The sequence below is a fragment of the Blautia sp. AF19-1 genome (assembly GCF_003479155.1).
In the GTDB taxonomy this organism is placed as follows: domain Bacteria; phylum Bacillota; class Clostridia; order Lachnospirales; family Lachnospiraceae; genus Fusicatenibacter; species Fusicatenibacter saccharivorans.
Genome location: NZ_QUGQ01000019.1, coordinates 41,155 through 64,021, shown reverse-complemented (window position 1 = coordinate 64,021; position 22,867 = coordinate 41,155). Strand labels below are relative to the sequence as shown.

17 protein-coding genes are annotated in these 22,867 nt (G+C 49.8%); 1 reads left to right on the top strand and 16 read right to left on the bottom strand.

Going from position 1 to position 22,867, the window contains the following annotated elements; all coding sequences use genetic code 11:
• Positions 1-38: 38 nt before the first annotated feature.
• The gene (locus DWX26_RS12765) at positions 39-2,768 is read right to left on the bottom strand and encodes a beta-mannosidase (RefSeq protein ID WP_158580612.1); all 2,730 of its coding nucleotides are present in this window, start codon (positions 2,766-2,768) and stop codon (positions 39-41) included.
• 288 nt (positions 2,769-3,056) lie between these two features.
• Here DWX26_RS12765 and DWX26_RS12760 point away from each other — a divergent pair, with 288 nt between their 5' ends.
• The gene (locus tag DWX26_RS12760; RefSeq protein ID WP_118601567.1) at positions 3,057-4,844 is read left to right on the top strand and encodes an aminopeptidase P family protein; all 1,788 of its coding nucleotides are present in this window, start codon (positions 3,057-3,059) and stop codon (positions 4,842-4,844) included.
• A gap of 79 nt (positions 4,845-4,923) precedes the next feature.
• Here DWX26_RS12760 and DWX26_RS12755 read toward each other — a convergent pair whose 3' ends face one another.
• From DWX26_RS12755 to gltB, 15 genes are all read right to left on the bottom strand, one after another.
• Positions 4,924-5,667, bottom strand: coding sequence for an amino acid ABC transporter ATP-binding protein (locus DWX26_RS12755; RefSeq protein ID WP_055217779.1), 744 nt, complete (start codon positions 5,665-5,667; stop codon positions 4,924-4,926).
• Positions 5,657-6,346, bottom strand: coding sequence for an amino acid ABC transporter permease (locus DWX26_RS12750; RefSeq protein ID WP_055217777.1), 690 nt, complete (start codon positions 6,344-6,346; stop codon positions 5,657-5,659). The genes DWX26_RS12755 and DWX26_RS12750 overlap by 11 nt, the downstream gene beginning before the upstream one ends.
• A 94-nt stretch (positions 6,347-6,440) precedes the next feature.
• Positions 6,441-7,247: a transporter substrate-binding domain-containing protein gene (locus DWX26_RS12745; protein WP_118601560.1), complete on the bottom strand. Its 807-nt coding sequence runs from the start codon at positions 7,245-7,247 to the stop codon at positions 6,441-6,443.
• Positions 7,248-7,733: 486 nt separating this feature from the next.
• Positions 7,734-7,883 carry a hypothetical protein gene (locus DWX26_RS16780; protein WP_156327598.1) on the bottom strand — a complete coding sequence of 50 codons (150 nt, stop codon included), beginning with the start codon at positions 7,881-7,883 and terminating at the stop codon, positions 7,734-7,736.
• A 114-nt stretch (positions 7,884-7,997) separates the two neighbouring features.
• On the bottom strand, positions 7,998-8,210 hold the full coding sequence (locus DWX26_RS12730; protein WP_055228257.1) for a DUF378 domain-containing protein: 213 nt from the start codon (positions 8,208-8,210) through the stop codon (positions 7,998-8,000).
• A 163-nt stretch (positions 8,211-8,373) separates the two neighbouring features.
• The gene (gatB, locus tag DWX26_RS12725; protein WP_055217758.1) at positions 8,374-9,810 is read right to left on the bottom strand and encodes an Asp-tRNA(Asn)/Glu-tRNA(Gln) amidotransferase subunit GatB; all 1,437 of its coding nucleotides are present in this window, start codon (positions 9,808-9,810) and stop codon (positions 8,374-8,376) included.
• A gap of 15 nt (positions 9,811-9,825) precedes the next feature.
• On the bottom strand, positions 9,826-11,286 hold the full coding sequence (gatA, locus tag DWX26_RS12720; RefSeq protein ID WP_118601557.1) for an Asp-tRNA(Asn)/Glu-tRNA(Gln) amidotransferase subunit GatA: 1,461 nt from the start codon (positions 11,284-11,286) through the stop codon (positions 9,826-9,828).
• A 16-nt stretch (positions 11,287-11,302) separates the two neighbouring features.
• The gene (gatC, locus tag DWX26_RS12715; RefSeq protein WP_022462350.1) at positions 11,303-11,596 is read right to left on the bottom strand and encodes an Asp-tRNA(Asn)/Glu-tRNA(Gln) amidotransferase subunit GatC; all 294 of its coding nucleotides are present in this window, start codon (positions 11,594-11,596) and stop codon (positions 11,303-11,305) included.
• A gap of 39 nt (positions 11,597-11,635) precedes the next feature.
• Positions 11,636-12,964, bottom strand: a complete 1,329-nt coding sequence (gene aspS, locus DWX26_RS12710; RefSeq protein ID WP_055265997.1) for an aspartate--tRNA(Asn) ligase — start codon at positions 12,962-12,964, stop codon at positions 11,636-11,638.
• A gap of 193 nt (positions 12,965-13,157) precedes the next feature.
• Positions 13,158-13,307, bottom strand: coding sequence for a hypothetical protein (locus tag DWX26_RS16775; RefSeq protein WP_158555021.1), 150 nt, complete (start codon positions 13,305-13,307; stop codon positions 13,158-13,160).
• A 166-nt stretch (positions 13,308-13,473) separates the two neighbouring features.
• On the bottom strand, positions 13,474-14,688 hold the full coding sequence (locus DWX26_RS12705; protein WP_055228252.1) for an LL-diaminopimelate aminotransferase: 1,215 nt from the start codon (positions 14,686-14,688) through the stop codon (positions 13,474-13,476).
• A gap of 27 nt (positions 14,689-14,715) precedes the next feature.
• A complete protein-coding gene (locus DWX26_RS12700) occupies positions 14,716-15,264 on the bottom strand; it encodes an ANTAR domain-containing response regulator (protein WP_022462354.1) in 549 nt (182 codons plus the stop codon).
• Positions 15,265-15,287: 23 nt separating this feature from the next.
• On the bottom strand, positions 15,288-16,619 hold the full coding sequence (gene glnA, locus DWX26_RS12695; protein WP_118601556.1) for a type I glutamate--ammonia ligase: 1,332 nt from the start codon (positions 16,617-16,619) through the stop codon (positions 15,288-15,290).
• A 139-nt stretch (positions 16,620-16,758) separates the two neighbouring features.
• A complete protein-coding gene (locus DWX26_RS12690) occupies positions 16,759-18,243 on the bottom strand; it encodes a glutamate synthase subunit beta (protein ID WP_118601555.1) in 1,485 nt (494 codons plus the stop codon).
• 14 nt (positions 18,244-18,257) lie between these two features.
• Entirely contained in the window at positions 18,258-22,796 is a 4,539-nt protein-coding gene (gene gltB / locus DWX26_RS12685) for a glutamate synthase large subunit (RefSeq protein WP_118601554.1), read from the bottom strand.
• Positions 22,797-22,867 lie beyond the last annotated feature (71 nt).

The following is a 22,867-nucleotide window of genomic DNA, read 5'->3' as shown; positions in this document are numbered from 1 at the left end:
AGGGCACGCATTCATTTTGCGTGCCCTTTTTCCATGCCTTATCGTTCTGCTGTCTCGTATACGCTTCGTACGCGGTATGCGCCCGATACGCCGGTTCCCTCTGCGGTAAAGTCTGCGGTCGGCAGAATGCGGAAGGTCTTTGTTCCGGCTTCCATATCCACAAAGTTATCGTCCAGACGAAGCACACCGTTCTCAGTCTCTACGCTGACAGATTTTGCAAAGTTCTCTGCGGTTACGGTTACGGTATCTCCGTCTACTGATACAGAAAGCTTCGGATCTGCAAAATGGTAATGCTTCGGTGCGCAGAACAGAGTTGATCCGGAAGATACTACGTTTCCATCAACAACCAGCTCATAGGTCAGATGAACTTCCAGCGGATCCTGATCGTTGAAATCAAGATGCGGCATCCACTGTCCGCCGTAAGCCGGTGCATTCACCTCGAAAGCACCCTCTTTGACTACGGAAGAATCCGGACGGCACAAGGACCATTTTACGGTTCCGACGATCGGCTCACCGGTCTCATTGGCAACATGAAGGTCTGCACTGACATCAATCGGATGCGGCAGTGTGTTGACAAACGGTTTCTGATCGATCTCTCCGTGCTCCTCGCAGGAAAGCAGGACCGGTGCAAACATCTTCTTCTCTGCGTACTGCAGGGCTTTCCAGTTTCCATAGTAGTCCACGCTTGCCCAGGATGCTACCGGCCAGATATCGTTCAGCTGCCATACAACAGCACCCATGCAGGTACCGCGGAAGCGGCGGAAATGCTCAACGCCGTAACGGATCGCATCGGCCTGAAGAAGCTGTGAGCAGTACAGAAGCTCGTCGAAGTTCTTCGGATACAGGTATGTCTGTGAAATGTAGTTCAGGATCTTTCCGTTGGCAGCCGTATTTCTCTGGTGCATTTCCATGACACGGGAGAAGATGTTGCGGTCGCCGTCTTCGGTAAACCGTTTTACAGTCTGCAGTGCCGGGAAGGACTGGAATCCGAACTCGGACAGGAAACGGTAATGATGGGAACGATAAGCGGTGAACGGCTCGCTTCCGTGCCATACACCCCAGTAATGGGTATCGCCGACGTTCTCTGCATTGCTGTTTTCGTAATTTCCGCCTGAAGACGGGGATGACGGCCAGTAGAATTTCTCCGGATCCTCTTCTTTGACGATTTTCGGAATGATGTACTCATACAGATGGATGTAATCATACGTCTGTTTCTTAGATTTCTGCCATGCCAGCGTTTCGTACTGGGTTTCCATCTCGTTGTTTCCGCACCATAGAGCAATACTTGCATGGGAACGGAGTCTGCGCATATTCTGACGGATCTCCGCGGAGATATTCTCTTCGAAGTCATCTGTCAGCTCGTAGGATGCGCAGGCAAACATAAAGTCATGCCAGATGAGGAGTCCTCTCTCATCGCAGACATCATAGAAAAAGTCATCGAGGAAGTATCCGCCTCCCCATACACGCAAGGAGTTAAAGTTTGCCTCCTGTGCGGATTTCAGCAGCAGATCGGTACGCTCTCTCGTCTGACGGGTTAAGATATTGTCCTCCGGAATGTAGTCAGCGCCCATCGCGAAGATCTGCAGTCCGTTGATTTCATACGCAAAGTTACGGCCCTTTACGGTCTTTGCAGGTTTATCGGTAATGATGATTTTTTTCTCACCGTTGGTCATGATCATGTTGTCGCCGTCATCGTAATCCGGTGACTGGCCGGTCATGTGCTCATCAAAGACTTCATCTTCCATCACGTCAGTATTTACGGTGATGGTACGAAGACCCATCTTCTTCTCCCAGGTATCCAGGATATCGTCTGCAACGAGCTCTACCTTTACCTGATACAGTGCCTGTGCACCATAGCCGTTCGGCCACCACAGCTCCGGATTTTCTACGGTAAGGGAAGCCTGTACATGATTGCTGCGAAGATCACAGGTAAGTCCGGTCAGATTCTTTACCGGTGCAGAATTGGTCAGCGGATCCATTGTGCCGCTTTCTGCGGTCAGAACGGTTTTTCCATCCGGGGAAGTAACGGTCATTACGATCTTTACTTTACCGTCGGTTACACCCGGCATCCACTCGATTTCAGCATCTGCGGTCAGGCGGACGAAGTCAACCACATTTCCATGAACGTTTTTTCCAGTTACATGATGCTCCTGTCCTACAAATACCTGTGCCAGACGGGCAGTTTTTACTGCGAGAACAGAAGCCTCACGGAACAGTCCTGCATCTGGAAGACGCGGACCCCAGTCCCAGCCGTACATGCAGGCTGCTTTACGAATATGCGGGAATCCCGGCATTGCATCGGATGCTGCTCCAACCGGGCATTTTGCTTCTTCTTCTGCGATGAATTTTGTCGGGGAATGCAGAACCACTTTTACCTGATATACGGTATCGGCTGCATCACCTGCAACAAGATCGGTAATATCATACTCCCAGACACGGTTCATGTTGTCTGCGGAGCCGATTTTCTCTCCGTTCAGATAAACATCTGCGATGGTATCAATTCCGTCGAAGTGTAAAAACAGACGGTCCGCTTTTCTGTCTTCCTCACTGATCACGATCGTTGTCTCGTATGCGAAATCGTTCTCCATCAATTTCAGTGCATCGAGCTCATTGTCACGATAAAACGGATCCGGGATCAGGCCTTTCTCCAAAAGGGTGCCGTAAACGGTAGACGGTACCTTCGTTTCAATTGGAGTTTCCGGAATATCGTAAACATTTTTTCCGAGGACAGTTAATGTCCAATTGTCTTTCAGACATATTGTATGCATTACAGTATGTCCCCCTTTCTTCATAGTTTCTGCTTTTTCGCGTAGTTTCGCCACGCTTTTCACTTTATTTTTATCTTACTGCTTTTTTAACCAAAATGGTACAAAAAAGCTCTTGAAAAATAGGAAAAATCTCCAAATGCGAAACGATTTTAGAAAATTTCGGAAACAGTGAGACAAATTCTCAATCATCACTTTGACAGATCTGGAAAATGTGATAGAATAAAAATGTCGGCATCCTGAAAAAAAATGCCGGCAGTATTTTTCGAAAAGAAAGATGAGGAAAAAATTATGATACCAGAAAGATTAGCTGCTCTCCGCGAAAAAATGAGAGCATACGGCGTGGACGCTTATCTGGTTCCGACCGCCGATTATCATGAATCCGAATATGTAGGAACTTACTTTAAAGCAAGAACGTATATTACCGGTTTTACCGGTTCTGCCGGAACTGCTGTGATTACGCAGGACGAAGCGTGCCTCTGGACCGATGGCCGCTACTTCGTACAGGCAGCCAAAGAACTTGCCGGAACCGGCGTTACCTTAATGAAAATGGGCCAGGAAGGCGTTCCGACGGTAGAGGAATACCTGGCGGCAAATACAAAAGAGGGCATGACCATTGGTTTTGACGGCCGCGTTGTCAATGAAATGCTCGGCGAAGCACTGGAGAAAACACTTCCGGAGCGTTTTCTTTCCTATCGAAGCGACCTGATCGGTGAGATCTGGTCGGACCGCCCGGCACTTTCCGCAGAACCCGTGTGGATCCTTGATGCAAAATATACCGGTGAATCCGCTGCGGAGCGTCTTGCAAAAGTACGCGAAAAGATGAAAGAGAACGGTGCCGAAGTGCATATTCTGACTGCACTGGATGATATCGCCTGGATGCTGAATATCCGTGGAAACGATATTCCATGCAACCCGGTTGTCCTCTCCTATCTCGTACTGACAGAAACCGAGAGTCATCTGTTCATTCAGGAAGAAACCTTAAATGAGAAAGTAAAACAGTATCTTGCTGATCTTGACATTTCCCTTCATCCATACGATGCTGTTTATGATTTTGTTTCCGGCATCACAGGAAAAACCATTCTTCTGGAGAAAGCCAAAGTCAACTACACGATCTGCCAGAGTGTCATGGGCAGCAATACGATTGTCAATGTCATGAACCCGGCTTCTTCTTTAAAAGCAGTCAAAACACCGGTTGAGATGGAAAACATCCGAAAAGCCCACATCAAAGACGGCGTTGCCGTTACCCGTTTCGTATACTGGTTAAAGAAGAATATCGGTAAGATCCCAATGAATGAGGTTTCCGTTGCTGAAAAACTGGAATCCTTCCGGAAGGAGCAGGAAGGCTTTATTGAGCCAAGCTTCGGAACGATTTCCGCTTACGGCCCGAATGCTGCTATGTGCCATTATCAGGCAACGAAAGACGATTTCTCTGTTCTGCAGCCAAAAGGCATGTACCTGGTGGACTCCGGCGGACAGTATTATGAGGGAACGACCGATATTACCAGAACAATCGTAGTTGGACCGCTGACCGAGGAAGAAAAAGAACATTTCACCATCACTGCGATGGGAACCCTTCGTCTTGGAAATGCAAAATTCCTCCACGGCTGCATCGGTATCAACCTTGATTACCTTGCAAGACAGGCATTCTGGGAGAGAGGTCTTGACTTCAATCACGGAACCGGCCACGGCGTCGGCTATCTCTTAAATGTCCATGAGCGTCCAAACGGTTTCCGCTGGAAAATGGTTCCGGAGCGCATGGAAAATGCCGTTCTCGAGGAAGGTATGCTGACCTCCGACGAACCAGGTATCTATATTGAAGGAAGCCACGGTATCCGTACCGAGAACCTGATGCTCTGCCGCAAAGCAGAAAAGAACATGTATGGCCAGTTCATGCGCTTTGAGTTCGTTACCATGGTTCCGATCGACCTCGACGGTATCGATACGCAGTATATGACGGAGAAAGATGTCGAGCTGCTGAATAATTACCACAAAGAAGTGTATGAGAAGATTTCTCCTTATCTGGAAGGGGACGAAAAAGAGTGGCTGAAAGAAGCTACCCGCCCGATTTCCAAATAAGTTCTTTCTATAACATCAAAAAACCGATGTTCTGTGCGTGTTATTTTCACAGAACATCGGTTTTTCTCATTTCTTTTCCTTATAATACTTTCGATAAAAATTCTCTCAGGCGCGGGTGCTGCGGATTTGCGAAGAATTCCTGCGGCGTATTCTCCTCCTGAATATTTCCCTCGTTGATAAAGACGACGCGGGTTGCCACCTCTCTGGCAAAACCCATCTCGTGTGTAACAACGACCATGGTCATGCCCGATTCGGCAAGCTCTTTCATAATTTCCAGAACCTCTCCTACCATCTCCGGATCGAGTGCAGAAGTCGGTTCGTCAAACAGCATGACATCCGGATTCATCGCAAGGGCGCGCGCGATGGCGATTCGCTGCTTCTGTCCGCCGGAAAGGCTTCCCGGATAGGCATCTGCTTTATCCGGCAGTCCGACACGGGTCAGAAGCTCCATCGCTTTTTTCTCTGCTTCTTCCGGTGTCATTAGTTTTAATGTCACCGGAGCGAGCAAGATATTTTCCTTAACGGTTTTGTGCGGAAACAGATTGAACTGCTGGAATACCATTCCGATCTTCTGACGCACATGGTCAATGTCAGTTTCCGGCGCCGTGATGTCAACGCCCTCGAAGTAAATTTTTCCGCCGGTTGGAATTTCCAGACGGTTTAAGGAGCGCAGAAACGTCGATTTTCCGGAACCGGAAGGACCGATAACGGCGACAACTTCTCCCTGACGGATCTCTGTGCTGATTCCGTCTAAAACTTTATTATCCTCGAAGCTCTTCTGCAGATTTTCAACTTTAATTAATACTTTTTCGTTAGTGGTCACTCTTACGCAGTCTCCTTTCCAGTTTGCCCATGAAATAGGTCAGAATCATAACAAGAATCAGATAAAAGATCGCTGCGGAGAGAAGCGGAACCAGCGCATCGTACGTACGGCTCTGTACCAGGGTTGCTGCTTTTGTAATATCGATGGTTCCAATATAGCCGATGATGGCGGTCTCTTTCAACAGCACGATCATCTCGTTGATCAGCGCCGGAAGAACATTTTTAAACGCCTGCGGAATGATAATCAGACGCATGGTCTGTGCCGAATTTAAACCAAGGCTTCGTCCCGCTTCCGTCTGTCCTTTATCCACAGACATGATTCCGGAACGGAAGATCTCGGCAACGTACGCACCGGAGTTAATACCGAATGCAATTCCGCCGATCACGATATTGTTCAGGTTTACGGTTGCAAAAATAACGGAATAGAAAAACAGAATCTGAATCATGGACGGCGTTCCGCGGATAATCGTCAGATAGACGCGTGCCACAATGTTCAGAAGTTTTAATTTACCGGTCTGCTCGTGTGTCGAACGGATCAGCGCGATGAGAAGTCCGAGCACAACACCGATGCACAGTGCAATTACTGTGACAAGCAGCGTCGTCTTCAGACCGGTCAGCCACCACTCTGTAGCACCGTTGTCTACAAAGTAGCGGTTAAACTGATGCTGTAAATTTTCCATAGAATACATCTCTCCTTTGTGGTTTCATTTCCTGCAAAAAGAGCGGCTGCACCATTTTGCCTGGCGGACAGCCGCTCTTTTTCCTCTTATTAGATTACTTTCTTACAATAACAACCTGCGTTGCATTTGCGTAAGTATCGGTGAAATCAACACTCTCCTCACGCTCCGGAGTAACGGTCATTCCGGCTGCGCCGAAATCTGCTTTTCCACTGTTGACAGATGCAAGGATGGTTTCAAATGACATATCCTCGATTTTCAGCTCATAACCAAGCTTGTCGCAGATTGCTTTGGAAATGTCGGCATCGATACCAACGATATCATTTCCCTCTTTGTACTCCCACGGCTCGAACTCTGCGTTGGTTGCCATGGTAAGCGTTCCCTTGGAGTGGTCTGCGTCTGCCGGGGATTCATACGGATGCTGTCCGACTTCATCACCAATGTAGTTGCTCATGATTTCATCCAGCGTTCCGTCCTCTTTCAGCTCTGCCAATGCAGTGTTGAACTCGTCTCGCAGGGTATTGCCCTTTTTAAAGCACATGGCATATTCTTCGGTATCAAAAATGCCTTCTACAATTTTCAGATCATCGTTTGCTGCAACGAATTTTTCTGCCGGCAGGGAATCGATGACAACACAGTCAATCTTTCCGTTTTTCAGTGCCTGAATAGCATCGGCGCCTTTGTTGTAACGCTGCATCTGGGAATCTGCATTAACGGCATCGCTCGCCTGAGAATCACCTGTTGTTCCGGTCTGTACACCAATCTTCAGATCTGCCAGATCCTCTACGGATGTTACTTCTACTTTCTTTGCGGTAGATGCAGAACTTCCGCATCCTGCCATCGAAACAGCAAACAAAACGGACATTGCAAGTGCTGTTGCTTTTTTTGCAAAATTCATTTTCATAATAATCTCCTTCTCTCCTCGTGTAATGTATATTTATTCACTTTCCCTTATTATAACAGCATCTTTCCGAAATGCAAGGAAAAACGGAAAAAAAAAGCAACAGAAATACAAAAGACAGCCCGGGGGTTCTTCCATGGCTGTCTTTCCGTTTTTGTATTCAGTCCGTATTTTTTCCGTCTGCTGCTGTGCAGCGCAGGATCCGCTGAATGCTCTTTTCCGATAAAGCATATTCCTCTACGAGTTCGGAAACTCTGCTTCCATTTTGATGTTTCTCGCAAATTTCCCGGTTTCTTTTTTCATAATGATTCTTTTTAAGATTTTCTTCATCGCCGTCTTTTTCTTGCAGACCACGCTTTGTAAAAACAGAGTGTCACCATCCTGTTCCAGCACAACGAAACAATCCAGATCCGTTGCATAAAATACCTGTTCAAAACCAGCTGATAAAAATTGCTGCAAGGGCAATCCATTCAGCAAGATCTATCACATTCAAACCAGATAGTTACTCACATACACAATACCTCTTTCCAGACTCCCCGGACTTCCGCGGAATGCCCACGCTGCGGCATCACTCGCCAGAAGAACGGCACAGGAAAGCTGCACCAGAAGCATCCGGTATTTTTTCTTTTTCTGATCCATATCCCTGCTCAAAACCATACAGAGGGCCGCAATATTTGTTTTGTCCTTCCTAAAACGGCAGAAGAAAACCCTCTCATACCGCCTTTCTCTGCGTATATGAGAGGGTTCCTGTTCTTACGCCTGTCCCAGTACGTGGTCGGAAATTCTTCCGTAGACGGAGATCAGGTAGAGGCCGCAGATGCCGACAACCGCGTAGATGATGCGGCTCAGCCACGTCATGTTTCCGAAGATCAGGGCGACGAGGTCGAGGCGAAAGAATCCGATCAAGCCCCAGTTGACGGCTCCGATGATTGCAACGGTGAGTGCGGTGTAATCCAGTCCTTTCATGTAAAGAAACCTCCTTTTTCCGGATTTTGTATCGTCTTTTTATCTCTTCCGGTTTCTTTATAAAGAATTTCCCAAAAGGATGCAGATTATGCATTTTCTTTGATTTTTCGGGCAGAAAAATGGAGACCATTTCCAGGCCTCCATTCGTGCAATTTTGTTTTCTTTATTCAGACAGCAGCTTCTGCAGCAGCTCTCCTGCTGCTGCCGGGTTGGCTTTGCCTTTCATTTCTTTCATGACCTGGCCGACCAGAAATCCAAGGACTTTTGTCTTTCCGGATTTGTACTGCTCTACCGGGCCAGGGTTGTTTTCCAGAACTTTTCTCGCGGTTTCTTCCAGAAGGCCGGTGTCGTTTACGGTTTTCAGTCCGTGCTCCTCGACGTATGCTTCCGGATCGACATCCTCTGCAAAGATCTGCTCAAATACCTCTTTTGCCACCTGGTTGTTGACCGATCCGGCTTCTGCCAGTTCGATCAGGGATGCCAGATGCTTCGGTGAAAACTGCAGATCCTCCGGCTCCTGGCCGTTCTCCTTTAAGAGACGTAAGGTCTCGCCCATCAGCCAGTTTGCCACTTTTTTCGGTTTGCCGCAGAGCGCCGTCGTCTCCTCAAAGAGATCGGACAGCTTCTTGGAACCGGTCAGAATGCCCGCATCGTACTGCGGCAGTCCGTACTGCTCCACATAGCGTGCCTGTTTTTCCGGCTGGAATTCCGGCATGGATTTCACAATGCGGTCGATCCACTCGTCGGAAATGTGCACCGGCGGCAGATCCGGGTCCGGGAAGTAGCGGTAATCCTTCGCATCCTCTTTCGAACGCATCGCGTAGGAATACTCTTTGTTGTCGTCCCAGCGGCGGGTCTCCTGGACAACGGCTTTTCCTTCCTCGATCAGCTCGATCTGTCTTGCACGCTCTCCCTCGATCGCTCTTCCGATGGCCTTAAAGGAGTTCAGGTTCTTCATCTCGGTACGTGTTCCGAATTTCTCACTTCCGACCTCACGGACCGAAAGGTTGACATCGGCACGCATCGAGCCCTCCTGCAGTTTGCAGTCGGATGCGCCGAGATACTGAATCATCATACGCAGTTTTTCCAGATAAGCGATAACTTCCTCCGCGGATCTCATATCCGGCTCGGAGACGATCTCGATCAGCGGAACGCCGCTTCGGTTGTAATCGACGAGAGAACAGTCCTCCCACTCATCGTGAATCAGCTTTCCTGCATCTTCCTCCATATGGATCTCGTGGATGCCAATTTTCTTCTTTCCCGCTGCGGTGTCGATCTCCACATATCCATCGTGGCAGATCGGCAGATACAGCTGGGAAATCTGATAGTTCTGCGGGTTGTCCGGGTAGAAATAGTTCTTCCGGTCGAATTTGCAGAGCTGGTTGATTTTGCAGTTTGCAGCCAGTCCGACGCGCAGGGCGTAATCGACAACCTTCTTATTTAATACCGGAAGGGATCCCGGCATACCGGTGCAGACCGGGCAGGTGTGGGTGTTCGGCGCACCGCCGAATGCGGTAGAGCAGCCGCAGAAAATTTTTGTTCGCGTCGCAAGCTCCACATGTACTTCAAGTCCGATGACGGTTTCATACTGTTTTGACATTGTTTTGCTTCCTCCTTACCGTTTTTCTGGCTGCCCGAATGCACCGCGTGCCTGCTCATAGGTGTACGCTGCACGGAACAGTTTTTTCTCTGAGAAACAGTCTCCGATAAGCTGCATGCCGATCGGAAGACCCTTGTCATCCATGCCGCACGGAACGGTGATGCCCGGAAGACCGGCGAGGTTGACGGATACGGTGTAAATATCGCCCAGATACATCTGCAGCGGATCGGAAAGCGATTCTCCAAGGCGCGGTGCCGTCGATGGTGCTGCCGGGCTTAAAATCATATCGTATTTCTCAAATGCGCGGTCAAACTCCTGTTTAATCAGGGCTTTCGTGCGCAGCGCTTTCAGATAATACGCATCGTAGTAACCGGAGCTCAACACGAAGCTTCCCAGCATAATCCGTCGTTTCACCTCCGGACCGAAGCCCTCGGAACGGCTCTTCTTATACATATCGTGGAGTCCTTCGTACTCTTTGGCACGGAAGCCGTATTTCACACCGTCGAATCGTTCCAGGTTGGAGCTTGCCTCGGCGGATGCAATGACGTAGTAAGCCGGAATCGCATAATCAATGAGGTCGAGATCGAAATACTCTACTTCTGCTCCGCGTGCCTTCAGGACATCGGCAGCCTTTAAAATGGATTCCTTTACCTGCGGATCCAAACCTTCGCCGAAATAGCTGTTCGGAATACCGATTTTCAGATCGGAGACATCTTCTTTTAAAGCGCTCATGAAATCGTAATCATCGCGTTTCATTGATGTCGCATCTTTTGCATCATACGAAGCAACGGTCTGCAGCAGTGCTGCACAGTCTGTCACATCCTTTGCGACCGGTCCGATCTGGTCGAGGGAGGAACCGTAAGCGATCAGTCCATAACGGGAAACGGTGCCGTACGTCGGTTTCATGCCGGTTACGCCGCAGAAGGAACTTGGCTGACGGATCGATCCGCCAGTATCGGAGCCGAGTGCCATCGGTACTTCTCCTGCTGCAACGGCTGCACAGGAACCGCCGGAGGAACCGCCTGGAACGTGTTCGGTGTTCCACGGGTTTTTCGTCACGCCGTACGCAGAAGTCTCTGTCGTACTTCCCATCGCAAACTCATCCATGTTCGTCTTTCCAATGATAACGGCTCCCGCCTCTTCAAGCCGTGTAATAACCTCCGCATCGTACGTCGGAACGAAATTCTGCAGGATCTTTGACGCACACGTCGTCGCAAGACCCTTCGTACAGATGTTGTCCTTGATCGCGATCGGAACGCCGGCCAGCGGACCGGTGAGCTCTCCTGCGTCAATTTTCTTCTGCACTTCTGCTGCGCGTGCTCTCGCACCCTCTTCATCCACAAGAAGGAAGGCGTGAATCGCATCCTCAGACGCTCTGACTGCCGCAAGGGACGCTTCCACAGCGTCCGATACGGTGATCTTTCCTTCTTTGATCGCGGCAGAAAGCTGTACTGCTGTCATATCTTTGATTTCCATATCGAATCTCCTCCTGCTATTCTACCGTTTTCGGAACCTTGTACTGGCCCTCTTTGACTTCCGGTGCATTGGCAAGCATTGCATCGCGGTCGTCGCCATTGGTTACTTCATCCTCGCGGAATACATTTCCCATCTCGAAAATGTGGGTCATCGGCTCGACCTTGCTGGTGTCGAGCTCGTTTAATTTATCTACATAATCCAGCATTTTCTGCATATCCTGCCGTGCGGATTCTTTTTCCTCATCCTTTAATTCCAGCTTTGCCAGGATGCCGACATATTCCATCGTTTCATCTGAAATCACATTTGCCATTTCACTCATTCTCCTTTTTTATTTTCCAGCAGGATCCGCTTACGGCTCCAGTCTTGTAAGATCACGCGGGAACAGCGTTGTCTCGCGGACGTTGTCCTCACCGATCAGCTTCATGGTCAGACGCTCCAGACCGATGCCAAGACCTCCGTGCGGCGGCATACCGTGTTTGAAAGCACTCAAGTACTGCTCCATGCCCTCTTCTGTCATGCCGCGGGCTGCGATCTTTTCAGAGAGCATCTTGTAATCGTGGATACGCTGGCCTCCGGTTGTAATCTCCAGACCGTGGAACAGCAGGTCGAAGCTCTTTGTGTATCTCTTATCCTCCGGGTCGTCCATCGCATAGAACGGTCTCTTTTTCGACGGATATTCGGTGACAAATACGAAGTCTGCATCGTACTCCTCTTTGAAATACTGGCCGATCAGAAGCTCCTCCTCCGGCTCAAGGTCGAACGGGTTGCGGATCTTTCGGTTGTATTTCTCGGCTACCAGCTCTTTCGCTTTCGTGAACGGTACAGTTGGGATTTCTTCTGTCTTTGGAAGCATAACTTTCAGGATCTCCAGCTCTTTTGCGTAATCCTTTTTAAGAAGCTCCACCATGTACTGTAAAAATCCGGTTTCCATTGCCATGATGTCGGTGTAATCCTCGATGTAGCCCATCTCAAAGTCAAGGCTGGTATATTCGTTCAGATGACGTTTCGTGTTATGTTTCTCTGCACGGAAAACCGGTCCGACTTCAAAGACACGGTCAAACACGCCGACGAGCATCTGTTTGTAGAACTGCGGGCTCTGTGCCAGGACAGCCGGGCGGTGGAAATATTCCAGCTTGAAGATGTTTGCGCCGCCCTCAGCGCCTTTCGCGCCGATCTTCGGTGTATGGATTTCGGTGAATCCCTGGGAATGAAGGAAATCACGGAACGCCCGTACCACGCCTTCCTGGATGCGGAATTTTGCACGCTCTCTGACGTTTCGAAGAGCGATCGGCCGCATGTTCAGCATTGCTTCAAGGGAGGTGTTCATTTTCCATTTGTTGACTGCGAGCGGCATTGGCTCGGTCGGCTCGGAAAGAACGGTGATGGTCTGCAGCCTGACTTCGACGCCGCCCGGTGCGCGGTCCTCTTTTTTGACCGTTCCGGTTACGGCAACTGCCGATTCCTCTTTCAGATCTTTCAGCGGGAAGTTAACGCTTCCTTCTTCGTACACACACTGAACGAGTCCCTCGCTCTTTCTTAAGATGACAAAGGCAACCTCGCCCATGTCACGGATGATGTGTACGGCTCCTTCGAGTTTTACTTCTGTGCCTTCCGGTGTCTCCAGCAGAGTTTTTACGGAGATGTCTTCTTTTTTCTTTACGCCTGTCATAAATTCCATGTCTTGTTCTCCTCTCTTTCTCGCCTGTCCCGGATTGCTTTTCAAATAAAAAAGTCCCGGAACAGTTTTTTAACTACTGTTCCGGGACGGGATATTTTATGTTCCCGCGGTACCACCCGCATTGCGTTTTTCTCTCCGGTTTTCCGGGGGAAAACGCCCACTCATTTATACTTAACGCGTATCACGGATCTGCCTACTTGATTTCCTGTTCGGATCTCATGTTCAGCAGACCGGCTCCGGAATGTTCCCCATTGTATGTTTCCTCCATGCTGATGCTCTCAGTCGGTGACATCGGCTTCCTGTCAGATTCCGCATACGGAGTTTCCTTCACTGCCTTTTTCATACTGTGCATTATAGCACAGCAGTTTTGCATTTGTAAACACCTAATTTTTACGGATTTTATATAAATTCTAATACATTTTTCGTGAATTTTATCTATATAAAATTATTTTTTCGTGTGTTTATAAAATTGCGCAGAAATTTCGTTTTATTGGTATTTCGCACACAATTTACAGTTTTTTGATTCTCTCCACTGCCTCTACTGTATTCTCATACGTACCGAATGCAGTCAGACGGAAGTAGCCTTCTCCGCTCGGGCCGAAGCCTGATCCTGGTGTTCCGACTACGTTTGCGTCTGCAAGCAGGTGATCAAAGAACTCCCAGGAAGTCATATTTCCCGGTGTTTTCAGCCAGATATACGGAGCGTTGACACCGCCGGATACGGTGTAGCCTGCGCCCTTTAATCCGTCGTAGATGACTTTTGCGTTCTTCATGTAGTAAGCAACCTGCTCTTTTAACTGTGCTTTTCCTTCCGGAGAGTAAACAGCCTCGCCGGCTCTCTGGATGATGTACGGAGCTCCGTTGTATTTCGTTCCGTGACGGCGTGCCCACAGGCTGTGCAGAGTCACATCGCCGGATTTGATGTCTTTCGGGATAACGGTGAATCCAAGACGCATACCGGTAAAGCCTGCGTTCTTGGAGAAGCTGCGCATTTCGATGGCACATGTTCTTGCACCCTCGCACTCATAGATGGAATGCGGAATGTCTTTTTCTGAGATATATGCCTCGTATGCAGCATCATACAGGATGATGGCTCCTACTTTATTTGCATAATCAACCCATTTCTGCAGCTCGGCTTTGGAAACCATAGCGCCGGTCGGGTTGTTCGGGAAGCACAGATAAATCAGATCCGGGGTTTCTTTCGGGAGCTCCGGGGTGAAGTTGTTTTCTGCGGTACACGGCATGTAAATCACATTCGTGAAACGCTCGGTTGCTGCGTCGTAGTCACCGGCACGGCCTGCCATTACGTTGGAGTCTACATAAACCGGATAAACCGGGTCGCATACAGCGATCTTGTTGTCCAGGCTGAAGATCTCCTGAATGTTGCTGCAATCGCATTTTGCGCCGTCCGATACAAAAATTTCATCAGATGAGATATCGCATCCTCTGTCCTGATAATCATTTTTTGCGATGGTATCGCGAAGGAAAGCATATCCAAGATCTGGTGCATATCCGTGGAAGGTCTCTGCGTGTCCCATCTCATCCACTGCTCCGTGCAGCTTTTCAATGATCGCCGGTGCGATCGGCTGGGTTACGTCGCCGATTCCAAGACGGATGATTTTCGCATCCGGATTTGCCTCGATGTAAGCTGCAACTTTTTTTGCAATGGTGGAAAACAGATAGCTTCCCGGCAATTTCAGATAATTGTCATTGATTTTGAACATTATTATGTCGCTCCTTTTCACTTTTTCTTACTCTGTCAAAAGCGTCAGCACCATCTGTGCCGTTTCAACCAGATTGGTGCCGCTGTCCATGCTGCATTTCTGCATGTAGCGATGGGCCTCCGACTCGGTCATGTGATTTCGTTCGATCAGAAGGCTTTTTGCACGATCGATGATGTGCTGTTCCTCGGCGCTGCGCACCTTGGGCTTTGCCCGCTCTTTCTTTCTGCGCCGTGCCGCACTCTGCAGCATCATCTCCAGTGTATTGACCAGCTCGTACACGGAAAGCGGCATCGTAACCGCCATGATTCCGGTTCCCTCCACCGCACTTAATGCGCGGCTCGATGCAATCAGAAGCATCTGGAAGCCGGACGGCATACACTCATTCAGATCCGTAAAAAACATATCCGGGAGCTTGTAGCCGCAGATGACGATACCGCCGTTTAAGTTGTTCATCTCTCCGAGCGCCGCTGCCGCTGTCGAACAGACAGCATCGATTTCATATCCTCTTTTTGCCAGAATATCCCGGATGCGCTTTCCATCTTCTATTTTGGGAAGTACTATCACTATGCTGCTCATGCATTTTCAGGCCCCTTCGTCGTCTAAATACGGTACAGATATTTCTCGGTCTCCCAGTCGGATACCTGGCGGAGATACTCATGCCACTCTTCTTCTTTGGCATTGATATATCCATCCACAAATTCCTGGCCGAGTACCTGACACAGAAAATCGTCTTTCTTTAACTCTGCGACCGCTTCTCCAAGGCTTCCCGGGAGAAGGGTGATCTGCATCGCGTTTCGTTCTTCTTCTGTCAGATCGGAAATATTGCGGTCCACCGGGGACGGCGGAACGATTTTCTGTTTGATACCGTCAAGTCCTGCTGCCATGCAGACAGCAAGTGCCAGGTACGGATTGGCTGCCGAATCCGGGCATCGAAGCTCAATGGCCATGATACCGTCTCCCGTCAACGGAATGCGGATCAGCGGGCTTCTGTTCTTTGCAGACCATGCCACGTAGATCGGTGCACCGTATCCCGGTGTCAGACGTTTGTAGGAATTTACAAGCGGGTTGGTAATCGCTGCGATTCCGCTGATGTGTTTCATCAGTCCGCCCATAAAGTAATATGCCTCTTTGCTGAGCCCGTATTCATCGGATTTGTCGGCAAACACATCTTTTCCCTCCTGAAACAGGGAGAAGGAAAGATGAAGACCCGATCCGTGAACTCCGGTTTTTGGTTTTGGCATAAAGGTTGCGTGAAGGCCATGACGTTTTGCAATCGTACGGATAGCAAATTTGGCAGTCATCAGCTGATCTGCCGTCCGAAGTGCTGCAGCCGGACAGAAATCCAGTTCGTGCTGGCCTGCCGCTACCTCGTGGAAGGAAGACTCAACGTCGATTCCCATTTCTTCGAGGGTCAGCACCATATCGCGCCGCGCGTTTTCTCCCAGGTCCAGCGGTCCCAGATCCAGATAACCGCCTTTGTCGTGCGTTACACTCGTTGCTCCGCCGTCCTCATCGGTGTGGAACAGGAAAAATTCACACTCCGGTGAGATTTCAAACTCATAGCCCATCGCTTTCGCTTCGAAAATTACCTTCTGAAGGATGGTTCGGGAACTCTTTGCATAAAGATTCCCCTCTCTATCATACACATCACAGATCAATCTTGCAACCTTTCCTTGCTGCGGACGCCACGGAAGTATTGCAAAGGTGTCGAGATCCGGGTGCAGAAACATGTCTGCTTCCTCGATGGTGACAAATCCTTCGAACGAAGAGCCATCGAAAACGCACTGATTATTCAGGGCTTTTTCCAGCTGTCCGGCGGTGATGGCCATATTTTTCATCATTCCAAACATATCGGTAAACTGCAGGCGGATAAATTCAACATCTTCTTCCTCCGCCATCTGAAGGATCACTTCCTTCGTATACTTTGCCATATCGATTCTCTCCTTTATCAAAGACGATTCTAAACGAAAAGGGTGCTTTCACGCGGCAGGGCAGAAAGACACCTTGCGTAAAAACACCCTTGTTTTGGGCATATTATAGCAGTTTTTCGCGTGTTTTGTCAAGAAAAACTTAGAGATTCGTGTATCCCATCAGGGATTCATCGACTGTCTTTGCTGCCTCGCGTCCCTCACGGATCGCCCATACGACCAGGGACTGGCCGCGGTGCATATCGCCTGCGGTGAAGACATTTTCTTTTGTTGTCTGGTATTTTCCGTCATCTGTCTTCACGTTGGTGCGCTGGTTGACTTCCACTTTAAATGCATCGGTCACATATTTCTGGGATCCTAAAAAGCCTGCTGCAATAAGAACGAGATCTGCCGGGAGAATCTCTTCGGTTCCCTCAACCGGAACCATCATCATGCGGTCGGATTTCTCATCTTTTTTCGGTGTCAGTTTTACGGTCTTGATCTGGCAGACTTCACCTTTTTTGTTTTTGATAAATTCCGTTACGGTTGTCTGGTAAATCCGCGGATCATGGCCGAATACGGCGATTGCCTCTTCCTGGCCGTAATCCGTCTTGCAGATCTTCGGCCACTCCGGCCACGGATTGTTCTCGGCACGCTGATCCGGTGCTTTCGGCATCATCTCAAGCTGTGTCACAGATTTGGCACCGAGACGGATGGAAGTTCCGACACAGTCATTACCGGTGTCGCCGCCTCCGATGACAACAACGTGTTTGCCCTTTGCATCGATGTAGGCATGATCCTCAAACTTGGAATCCAGAAGACTCTTCGTTACGGAAGTCAGGAAATCGACAGCAAAGTAGATGCCCTTTGCATCTCTTCCCTCTGCCTTGATATCTCTTGGATTTGCCGCACCGCAGCAGAGCAGGACACGGTCAAATTCTTTTAAGAGTTTGTCAGCTTTTACATCTTTTCCGATATCAGCATTCGTCACAAACTCAATGCCCTCGGCCTTCATCAGATCCACACGGCGGTCGATGACGCTCTTATCGAGTTTCATGTTCGGAATACCGTAGCGCAAAAGTCCGCCCACGCGGTCGCGGCGTTCAAAGACCGTAACAGAATGGCCGCGGCGGTTGAGCTGCATCGCTGCTGCAAGGCCGGAAGGACCGCTTCCTACAACGGCAACGCGTTTTCCGGTGCGCACTTTCGGCGGGTGCGGCGTAATCAGGCCGGTTGCCCATGCGTTTTCGATGATCGCGCGTTCATTTTCCTTCGTGCAGACCGGGTCTCCGTTTACGTTGCATGTACAGGCTGCTTCGCAGAGTGCCGGGCAGACGCGGGAGGTAAATTCCGGAAAACAGTTTGTCTTGGTGAGGCGGCGGTATGCCTGCTCATAGTTTCCAAGATACACAAGGTCATTCCACTCCGGAACGAGGTTCTGCAGCGGACAGCCGGAGGCCATTCCCGCAATCATGGTTCCCGCCTGGCAGAACGGTACACCGCATGCCATACAGCGGGCAGCCTGCATCTGCTGCTCCTTTTTCGGGAGCTGCAGATGAAATTCCTTAAAGTTTTTGATACGCTCAAGCGGGGCAACGGTGTTTCCCGTCTTGCGCTGATATTCCATAAATCCAGTTGGCTTACCCATAATTCTTCTTCCTCCTACTTACGCATGCTTTCGTAAAATGCTTCAATCTGTGCCTGTTCGCTGCTAAGACCCTTGTCTTCCATCTGGGCACTCAGCATCATCATGCGCTTATAGTCATTCGGAATGATCTTCTTGAATTTCGGCAGATATTCGTCAAAGTGTGTGAGAATTTCTTTACCTTTTTCAGAGCCGGTGTGTGTGACGTGTTTTTCAATCATGTTTTTCAGCTCTGCAATATCGTATTTGCTTTCTACCAGTTCAATCGAAATCATTTCCTTGTTCAAATTGCGGTACAGGTTGCTCTTTTCATCCAGGACATAAGCGATACCGCCGCTCATGCCGGCTGCAAAGTTCTTTCCGGTTGCGCCGAGGACAACGACACGGCCGCCGGTCATATACTCGCATCCATGCTCACCGACACCCTCGACAACGGCGTAAGCACCGGAGTTTCTGACACAGAAACGCTCTCCTGCGATACCGTTGATGTACGCCTCACCGCTCGTTGCGCCGTAGAGGGCAACGTTTCCGACGATGATGTTTTCTTCCGGTTTATACTTTCTTGCTTTCGGCGGGTAGACAACCAGTTTTCCGCCGGAGAGGCCTTTTCCGAAGTAATCGTTCGAATCGCCCTCAAGTTCCAGGGTCAGTCCTTTTGGAATAAATGCTCCGAAGCTCTGTCCGCCGGCACCCTTGCACTGTACGGTGTACGTATCCGGCTCCAGAGAGGTGCCGAATTTTCTGGTGATCTCGGCACCAAGAATCGTTCCCACGGTACGATCGGTGTTGGTGATCTCGACTTTGACGGTCTTCTTCTCTTTCTTATCCATTGCCGGACCGAATTTCTTTAAGAGTACCTTCTCATCCAGGGTTGCGCCAAGTTTGAAGTCGTAAACATCTTTCGGATCGAACGTTACCTTCTCGCCTGCTTTTGCAAACGGATTGTTCAGGATCTGGCTTAAGTCTACGCGGTCTGCGTGCTCGTTTGTCACTTTATCATTTCTCTTTAAGAGGTCGGAACGGCCGACCATCTCGTCAACGGTGCGGAAGCCAAGTTTTGCCATGTATTCCCGCATCTCTTCTGCGATGAAGCGCATGAAGTTGATGACGTACTCCGGTTTGCCGCGGAAACGTTTGCGCAGCTCCGGGTTCTGGGTTGCAATACCCATCGGGCAGGTATCGAGGTTGCAGACACGCATCATAACGCATCCCATCGTTACAAGCGGTGCGGTCGCAAAACCGAATTCCTCGGCGCCAAGGAGTGCTGCAATCACAACGTCACGGCCGCTCATCAGCTTACCATCGGTCTCGATCATGACACGGTTGCGGAGGCCGTTTTTGATCAGCGTCTGATGGGTCTCGGCAAGGCCTAACTCCCATGGAAGTCCTGCATTGTGGATGGAACTTCTCGGTGCTGCTCCCGTTCCTCCATCATATCCGGAAATCAGGATAACCTGTGCTCCGGCTTTTGCAACACCGGCTGCGACAGTACCAACACCTGCTTCGGATACCAGTTTAACGGAGATTCTTGCATTCACATTCGAATTTTTCAGGTCATAAATCAGCTGTGCAAGGTCCTCGATGGAGTAGATGTCGTGGTGCGGCGGCGGGGAAATCAGGGATACACCCGGTGTGGAGTGACGTGTTTTTGCAATCCACGGGTAAACCTTTCCGGCCGGTAAGTGGCCGCCCTCGCCCGGTTTTGCACCCTGGGCCATCTTGATCTGGATCTCTTTTGCACTGACAAGGTATTTGCTGGTAACGCCGAATCTTCCCGATGCTACCTGTTTGATCGCGGAGCATCTCTCCGGGGATTCGAGACGGTCATCACTCTCACCGCCCTCACCAGTGTTGGATTTTCCATGCAGACGGTTCATGGCAATTGCCAGTGTCTCATGTGCCTCCTGGGAAATAGAACCGTAGGACATCGCACCTGTTTTGAATCGTTTTACGATAGAATCTACGCTCTCAACTTCTTCGAGCGGAACGCCCTGTTCCGGATAATCGAAGTCCATCAGGCTCCGCAGATAGCCGCTCTCCTCGCTGTCGACCATTGCTGTGTACTCTTTGAACATCTTGTAGTCGCCGCGTCTTGTGGACTCCTGCAGTGTATGAATGGTGCGCGGATTGTAGCGGTGCTCCTCGCCCTGGCTTCTCGATTTATGACGGCCGATACTGTCCAGTGTCAGATCGGTAGACAGCTCCAGCGGATCGAATGCCTGGGAATGACGCTCATCGACATCTTTTGCAATGTCTTCCAGGGTAATACCGCCGACACGGCTGACCGTACCGGTGAAGTATTTGTCGATGACATCTGCTGAGATACCGATGGCCTCGAAGATCTGGGAACCCTGATACGACTGGATCGTGGAGATACCCATCTTCGCTGCGATTTTTACGATACCAGAGATGACCGCGTGGTTGTAATCTTCAACGGCTGCGTAGTAATCTTTCTTGATCATGCCCTCTTCGATCAGCTCATGGATCGTGTCGAGTGCCAGATACGGGTTGATTGCGCAGGCACCGTAGCCGAGCAGTGTTGCGAAATGGTGCACCTCGCGCGGCTCGCCGGACTCCAGAATAATCGCAAGAGAAGTTCTCTTTTTCGTTTTTACCAGATGCTGATGAACCGCAGATACAGCCAGGAGGGATGGAATCGCCACATGGTTCTCATCGACGCCGCGGTCAGAGAGAATCAGGATGTTGGCTCCTGCCCGGTGTGCACGGTCAACCTCGACGAAAAGGCGGTCCATCGCACGGTCAAGCGGTGCGCTCTTGTAGTAGGTGATCGGAACGGTCACTGCCTTGAAGCCTTCGACTTTCATGTTCTTGATCTTCAGCATATCGGTATTGGTCAGGATCGGATTGTTGATCTTTAATACCTGGCAGTTCTTCGGCTCCTCCTCAAGCAGGTTTCCGTCACGTCCGACGTAAACGCTTGTGGAAGTTACGATCTCCTCACGGATGCAGTCGATCGGCGGGTTCGTTACCTGTGCGAAGAGCTGTTTGAAATAGTTGAACAGCGGCTGATGCTCATGGGAGAGAACGGCAAGCGGGGTATCGATACCCATCGAAGCGGTTGCCTCGACACCGTTTAATGCCATCTTTCCGATGGAGGAACGGTACTCCTCGTAGGTGTAGCCGAACGCTTTCTGCAGGCGCATCCGCTCTTCTTTCGTGTACTCTTCGACCGGCAGATTCGGGATTTTGATATTCTTTAACTGTACCAGATAACTGTCGAGCCATTCGCCGTACGGCTGTTTCTTTGCGTAATATTCTTTGACTTCCTCATCGTTTAAGACTTTTCCCTGTACGGTGTTGACGAGAAGCATCTTGCCCGGATGGAGACGCTCTTTTAAGACGATTTTTTCTTCCGGAACTTCCAGAACACCGACCTCAGAGGAGAGGATCAGAAATCCATCGTTAGTGATGTAGTAACGGGAAGGACGAAGACCGTTGCGGTCGAGCACTGCTCCCATCACATCTCCGTCGGAGAACAGGATCGATGCCGGTCCGTCCCACGGCTCCATCATCGTTGCATAATACTGATAGAAATCACGTTTCTCCTGGGAAATCGTATCGTTGTTTGCCCACGGCTCCGGGATCGTGATCATGACAGCCAGCGGAAGATCCATACCGCTCATGGTCAGGAACTCGAGTGTGTTGTCGAGCATTGCAGAGTCAGAACCCTGGGTGTTGACAACCGGCAGAACCTTGTGCAGTTCATCCTGCAGCATCGGGGAGGACATCGTCTCCTCACGGGCCAGCATCTTGTCGGCGTTTCCGCGGATGGTGTTGATCTCGCCGTTGTGTACGATGAAACGGTTCGGATGGGCTCTCTCCCAGCTTGGGTTCGTGTTCGTGCTGAACCGGGAATGCACCATGGCGATTGCAGATTCATAATCGACATCCTGCAGATCGCGGAAGAAGGTGCGGAGCTGTCCTACGAGGAACATACCTTTGTATACGATGGTACGGCTGGAAAGGGATGGCACGTAGGTGTTGTCGTTGCTCTGTTCGAAAACACGGCGTACGACGTACAGACGACGGTCGAAAGCGATTCCCTTTTCCACATCCTCCGGTTTTTTGATGAATGCCTGCATGATGTAAGGCATACACTCTCTTGCCTTATGGCCGAGAACTTCCGGAACGGTCGGCACGGTTCTCCATCCAAGGAGTTCCAGTCCCTCTTTTTCCACGATGATCTCAAACATCTTTTTTGCCTGGTTCCGTTTCAGCTCATTTTGTGGGAAGAAGAATACGCCGACGCCGTATTCCCGTTCTCCGCCTAATGAAAAACCGAGGGTCGAACAGGCTTTGGAAAAGAATTTGTGCGATATCTGCAACAAGATTCCTACTCCGTCTCCTGTTTTACCCTCGGCGTCTTTGCCGGCTCTATGCTCAAGATTTTCTACGATTTTTAATGCGTTTTCTACGGTCGCATGGGATTTTTCACCTTTGATATTCACGACGGCTCCGATACCGCAGTTGTCGTGTTCAAAGGAAGAACGGTATAGCCCTTCTTCTCCCATGACACGCTCTTTGCTCTGTGTCATACGGCTTCCCTTCCTTTACTTTCCTTATTTTCGGTTATCCTTTGTCTTTTCTGAAAAGAATGGAGGGGAAT

What these genes read in the sequence shown, in the direction of transcription:
- DWX26_RS12765 (WP_158580612.1), bottom strand. Translation starts at nt 2,768, where the DNA reads ATGCATACAATATGTCTGAAAGACAATTGGACATTAACTGTCCTCGGA.
- DWX26_RS12760 (WP_118601567.1), top strand. Translation starts at nt 3,057, where the DNA reads ATGATACCAGAAAGATTAGCTGCTCTCCGCGAAAAAATGAGAGCATAC.
- DWX26_RS12750 (WP_055217777.1), bottom strand. Translation starts at nt 6,346, where the DNA reads ATGGAAAATTTACAGCATCAGTTTAACCGCTACTTTGTAGACAACGGT.
- DWX26_RS12745 (WP_118601560.1), bottom strand. Translation starts at nt 7,247, where the DNA reads ATGAAAATGAATTTTGCAAAAAAAGCAACAGCACTTGCAATGTCCGTT.
- DWX26_RS16780 (WP_156327598.1), bottom strand. Translation starts at nt 7,883, where the DNA reads ATGGATCAGAAAAAGAAAAAATACCGGATGCTTCTGGTGCAGCTTTCC.
- DWX26_RS12730 (WP_055228257.1), bottom strand. Translation starts at nt 8,210, where the DNA reads ATGAAAGGACTGGATTACACCGCACTCACCGTTGCAATCATCGGAGCC.
- gatB (WP_055217758.1), bottom strand. Translation starts at nt 9,810, where the DNA reads ATGTCAAAACAGTATGAAACCGTCATCGGACTTGAAGTACATGTGGAG.
- gatA (WP_118601557.1), bottom strand. Translation starts at nt 11,286, where the DNA reads ATGGAAATCAAAGATATGACAGCAGTACAGCTTTCTGCCGCGATCAAA.
- gatC (WP_022462350.1), bottom strand. Translation starts at nt 11,596, where the DNA reads ATGGCAAATGTGATTTCAGATGAAACGATGGAATATGTCGGCATCCTG.
- aspS (WP_055265997.1), bottom strand. Translation starts at nt 12,964, where the DNA reads ATGGAATTTATGACAGGCGTAAAGAAAAAAGAAGACATCTCCGTAAAA.
- DWX26_RS16775 (WP_158555021.1), bottom strand. Translation starts at nt 13,307, where the DNA reads ATGAAAAAGGCAGTGAAGGAAACTCCGTATGCGGAATCTGACAGGAAG.
- DWX26_RS12705 (WP_055228252.1), bottom strand. Translation starts at nt 14,688, where the DNA reads ATGTTCAAAATCAATGACAATTATCTGAAATTGCCGGGAAGCTATCTG.
- DWX26_RS12700 (WP_022462354.1), bottom strand. Translation starts at nt 15,264, where the DNA reads ATGAGCAGCATAGTGATAGTACTTCCCAAAATAGAAGATGGAAAGCGC.
- glnA (WP_118601556.1), bottom strand. Translation starts at nt 16,619, where the DNA reads ATGGCAAAGTATACGAAGGAAGTGATCCTTCAGATGGCGGAGGAAGAA.
- DWX26_RS12690 (WP_118601555.1), bottom strand. Translation starts at nt 18,243, where the DNA reads ATGGGTAAGCCAACTGGATTTATGGAATATCAGCGCAAGACGGGAAAC.
- gltB (WP_118601554.1), bottom strand. Translation starts at nt 22,796, where the DNA reads ATGACACAGAGCAAAGAGCGTGTCATGGGAGAAGAAGGGCTATACCGT.